This is a genomic window from Collimonas fungivorans (assembly GCF_028292705.1).
In the GTDB taxonomy this organism is placed as follows: Bacteria; Pseudomonadota; Gammaproteobacteria; order Burkholderiales; family Burkholderiaceae_D; genus Collimonas; species Collimonas fungivorans_B.
Map to the genome: position 1 here is coordinate 1 of NZ_JAQGLV010000222.1, position 4,372 is coordinate 4,372.

Annotated in this window: 5 protein-coding genes; 4 read left to right on the forward strand and 1 reads right to left on the reverse strand. The window is 57.6% G+C overall.

Annotated features, from left to right (window positions below; translation table 11 throughout):
- The 4 genes from fdhF to JWQ61_RS12725 form a co-directional block, all read left to right on the forward strand.
- The coding region (gene fdhF, locus JWQ61_RS12715) for a formate dehydrogenase subunit alpha (protein ID WP_304360854.1) at nucleotides 1–2,112 on the forward strand (2,112 nt) is incomplete at its 5' end.
- A gap of 22 nt (nucleotides 2,113–2,134) precedes the next feature.
- On the forward strand, nucleotides 2,135–2,359 hold the full coding sequence (locus tag JWQ61_RS12720) for a formate dehydrogenase subunit delta (RefSeq protein ID WP_120235980.1): 225 nt from the start codon (nucleotides 2,135–2,137) through the stop codon (nucleotides 2,357–2,359).
- 99 nt (nucleotides 2,360–2,458) lie between these two features.
- The gene (locus JWQ61_RS22115; RefSeq protein ID WP_369684895.1) at nucleotides 2,459–2,707 is read left to right on the forward strand and encodes a DUF4160 domain-containing protein; all 249 of its coding nucleotides are present in this window, start codon (nucleotides 2,459–2,461) and stop codon (nucleotides 2,705–2,707) included.
- Complete coding sequence (locus JWQ61_RS12725; RefSeq protein ID WP_304360855.1) at nucleotides 2,694–3,119, forward strand: DUF2442 domain-containing protein; 426 nt, start codon at nucleotides 2,694–2,696, stop codon at nucleotides 3,117–3,119. The genes JWQ61_RS22115 and JWQ61_RS12725 overlap by 14 nt, the downstream gene beginning before the upstream one ends.
- On the opposite strand, the gene JWQ61_RS12730 is transcribed toward JWQ61_RS12725, so the two are convergent.
- Nucleotides 3,116–4,045, reverse strand: coding sequence for a LysR family transcriptional regulator (locus tag JWQ61_RS12730; RefSeq protein WP_304360856.1), 930 nt, complete (start codon nucleotides 4,043–4,045; stop codon nucleotides 3,116–3,118). The two genes, JWQ61_RS12725 and JWQ61_RS12730, sit on opposite strands and share 4 nt — an antisense overlap.
- Between the last annotated feature and the right edge of the window lie 327 nt (nucleotides 4,046–4,372).

A 4,372-nucleotide genomic window follows, 5' to 3' on the forward strand; every position in this document is an offset into this window, starting at 1 on the left:
TCGTTCAAGGCCGAAATGAAGGGCAATGAAGTGGTGCGCATGGTGCCGCACAAGGATGGCAAGGCCAACCACGGACATTCCTGCGTCAAGGGGCGTTTTGCCTGGGGTTACGCTACCCACAAGGACCGCATCACCAAGCCGATGATACGCAGCAAGATTACCGATCCGTGGCGCGAAGTGTCGTGGGATGAGGCGCTGACGTACGCCGCCAGCGAATTCCGCCGCATCCAGGCCAAGCATGGTAAGGATTCGATAGGCGGCATTACTTCTTCCCGCTGCACCAATGAAGAAACCTACCTGGTGCAAAAACTGGTGCGCGCCGCTTTCGGCAACAACAACGTCGATACCTGCGCCCGCGTCTGCCATTCGCCTACCGGCTACGGTCTGAAGCAAACGTTGGGCGAATCGGCTGGCACCCAGACTTTCGATTCGGTCATGCAGTCGGATGTGATCATGATCATCGGCGCCAATCCTGCTTCCGGCCATCCGGTGTTCGCTTCGCAGATGAAACGCCGCCTTCGCCAGGGCGCCAAGCTGATCGTGGTCGATCCACGCACCACCGAAATGGTGAAATCGCCGCACGTCGAGGCGGATTACCACCTGAAGCTGCGCCCGGGCACCAATGTTGCGGTAGTGACGGCCCTGGCCCATGTGATCCTGTCGGAAGGCCTGGAGCAGGTCGATTTTATTGCCGAACGCTGCGACCGGCAATCGTATGCCGACTGGAAAGCCTTCGTGCTGCGGCCGGACAATTCGCCGGAAGCGATGGAAGCCATTACTGGCATACCGGCGGCAGAGATGCGCGGTGCGGCGCGCTTGTTCGCTACTGCAGGCAACGGCGCGATCTATTACGGCCTCGGCGTCACCGAACATGCACAGGGTTCGACTACAGTGATCGGCATCGCCAACCTGGCCATGGTCACCGGCAACGTCGGCCGCGAAGGCGTGGGCGTCAATCCGCTGCGCGGCCAGAACAATGTGCAGGGCGCCTGCGACATGGGCTCTTTCCCACATGAATTGCCGGGCTACCGCCATATCTCCGACAGCACCGCCCGCGCCCAGTTTGAACAGGCATGGGGTGTGACGCTGGCCGCAGAACCAGGCTTGCGTATCCCTAACATGTTCGATGCCGCCATGGACGGCAGTTTCATGGGCCTGTATTGCGAAGGTGAGGACATCGTGCAGTCGGATCCGAATACCCAGCACGTGACCGCGGCCCTGTCGAACATGGAATGCATCGTGGTGCAAGACATTTTCCTCAACGAGACCGCCAAGTACGCCCACGTATTCCTGCCGGGTTCGTCGTTCCTGGAAAAGGACGGCACGTTCACCAATGCCGAGCGGCGTATTTCGCGCGTGCGCAAGGTGATGCCTGCCAAGGCCGGCTTGTCCGACTGGGAAGTCACGATTGCCCTGGCCAAGGCGCTGGGATATGAAATGCCGTACAAGCACCCATCCGAAATCATGGATGAAATCGCGGCGCTGACGCCGACCTTCCGTGGCGTCAGCTACGCCAAGCTGGACAAGCTGGGCAGCATCCAATGGCCATGTAATGACGCGGCGCCGGAAGGCACGCCTATCATGCACATCGACGAGTTTGTGCGCGGCAAGGGCAAGTTCATCAATACGCAATACATCGCTACCGATGAAAAGGTCACGCAGAAATTCCCATTGATCCTGACCACCGGCCGCATCCTGTCGCAATACAATGTCGGCGCCCAGACCCGGCGTACCGAGAATGTGCAGTGGCACGGCGAAGACCGGCTGGAAATCCATCCGCATGACGCCGAGGACCGCGGCATACGCGAAGACGACTGGGTCGGCATCGAATCGCGCGCAGGGCAGACCGTGTTGCGGGCGACGGTGACGGAACGGGTGCAGCCTGGCGTGGTGTACACCACCTTCCACTTCCCGGAATCGGGCGCGAACGTGATCACCACCGACAATTCCGACTGGGCCACCAATTGTCCGGAGTACAAGGTAACGGCAGTGCAGGTGATGCCGGTGGCGCAGCCGTCTGAATGGCAGCAGCAATACAGCCGTTTCAACCGCGAGCAGCTGGGGTTGCTGGCAGGCGAGGCTGCGCAGCTGGCCGATGCTGTAAGCAAATGAATTGATCCATGAAGGGAAAAAAATGAATCCAGGCAATCTTATAAAAATGGCGAACCAGATCGGCAGTTTCTTTGAAACCATGCCCGACAGGGAACAGGCGCAAAGCGATATCGCCAGCCATATCAAGCGCTTCTGGGAGCCGCGCATGCGGCGCTCCTTGCTGCAGTATGTGGACCAGCACGACGGCGCCGACCTGATGGAGATTGTGCTGGAGACCTTGCGTAGCCATCGTGCCGCGGTGCTCTGACGGGCAGCTGCGATTTTGTGGTTTTCCTTATATTAACTTGGAGTAAAGTTGGCTATCTGATAAACAAAAATAACCCAATCTGCTTGGGTTTTTGCTATAATGCCCACTGTACTAGTAATTCTCGGACTGCGCATAACGATTTATCCAAACGATCATCGCCCGGCCCACGTTCATGTAATCGGGCGCGGATGCGAGGCAGTGTTTAACTTGCATTGCCCGGATGGGCCAGCCGAATTGCGAGAGAATTATGAATTTTCCCAGAGAGAGCTGAACAAAATCGCCAGCGGGCTCAACGCCTGCCTGGCTGCTCTTTGCGACAAGTGGAGTCAGATACATGGACATTACTGATAAGGTTTTTGAAGCGGCCAACCAGCGCGCCGCCGCTACCAGGAAAACATTCCCCGCAGCGGTGGAGGTGCGTTATGACCGCCGCGTAGCGCGCATCGTCATTGCGCTTGCCTCCGGCCTGGAGCTGGCATTTTCTCCCAAGCACGTGCAAGGGCTGGAGCATGCGCATCCGGCCGAGCTTGCCGACGCCGAAATTACTCCTTCCGGCCTGGGAATTCATTTTCCGCAGCTGGACGCCGACTTGTACCTGCCGGCATTGCTTGAAGGTTTTCTCGGATCAAAACGCTGGATGGCGTCCGAGATCGGTAAAATGGGCGGCAAGGTATCCACTGAGGCGAAGGCCAAGGCCGCGCGCGAAAACGGCAAGCTGGGCGGGCGGCCCAGAAAAACAAAAGAATTGAAGGCTGCCTAAGATTTCAATTTGAAGCGGGTAAACGTTTCAATCAGCTGAGCGCCGTCGCTCATCAAAAAATTCTCGAAGGCGATTGCCACCGGCGGCAGCTGCTTGTGCTGGCGGTGCACCACGTACCAGTTCAGCATCGCCGGAAAACCCTGGACGTCCAGCACCACCAGGTTGCCGACCTGCAGCTCCAGGCTGATGGTATGGACCGACAGGAAGCTGATGCCCATGCCCGCAATCACCGCCTGCTTGATGGTCTCAAAGCTCTTGATCTCCATGGCCACATTGAGCTGCGCCAGGTGGTCGCCAAAACTCTCCTGCATGGAATTCCAGGTATCCGAGCCTCTTTCGCGCACGATGAACGGTTCGCGCATCAGGCGCGCCATCGGAATCCGTTTCTTGCCCGCCAGCGGATGCTGGGGCGAAGCCACGATGACGTAAGGGTGAGGCGCGAATGCACGCCGGATCATGCAGGGATCTTCCGGCGGCCTGACCATGATCGCCAGGTCGGTCTGGTTCTCCTGCAGGTTGCGCAGCAGCTCTTCGCGGTTATGCACGGTCAGCTTGAGGCTGACGTTTTCATGGCGGCGCTGGAACTCGGCCAGCAGGCGCGGAAAAAAATAATCGCCGGCGCTAATCACGGCAACATTCAACCTGCCGCCGGAGACGCCTTTCAGCTGCGCCATCGCATCTTCCGCTTCACGGAACTGCTGGATGATCATGCGTCCATGCCGCAGCATCTCCACGCCCGCGGCAGTCAGGTAGATTTTCTTTCCCAGCTGCTCGAACAAGGGCAGGCCTGCGTGTTCCTCAAGCTGCTTGACCTGCAGCGACACCGCCGGCTGCGTCAGGTGCAATTCTTCCGCCGCCCGCGAATAACTGAGATGGCGCGCCACGGTCTCGAAGGTTTTCAGCTGCCGCAATGTAGCGTTTTTCATTCTTGTCCCGTTTTTATAATAAGTATGTGCTAATGATTATGCACAAAAACTTTAACTATGACTAATGATTTATTTTCCCTATCATGGCTTCAAGTCTGGAGATAAACGCAGAGCAGATGTAGATGAATCCTGCAGATGAGTCCACCAGGTAATTCCGATCACTGAAGCGTGTATTTAGGAGGAAATGAATCATGGCTAGCATCACCATCGAGCGCACTTTTTTTGACCCTGCCGAAGAAACATCCCTGTTTGCCTACAACACTGCTTTCCACGAGCTGGGCTTGAGCTGGCACTGGGATTACGATACCTACCGTTCGCTGCTGGCCG

Coding starts and splice junctions, on each gene's coding strand:
- JWQ61_RS12720 (WP_120235980.1), top strand. CDS start 2,135: ATGAATCCAGGCAATCTTATAAAAATGGCGAACCAGATCGGCAGTTTC.
- JWQ61_RS22115 (WP_369684895.1), top strand. CDS start 2,459: ATGCCCACTGTACTAGTAATTCTCGGACTGCGCATAACGATTTATCCA.
- JWQ61_RS12725 (WP_304360855.1), top strand. CDS start 2,694: ATGGACATTACTGATAAGGTTTTTGAAGCGGCCAACCAGCGCGCCGCC.
- JWQ61_RS12730 (WP_304360856.1), bottom strand. CDS start 4,045: ATGAAAAACGCTACATTGCGGCAGCTGAAAACCTTCGAGACCGTGGCG.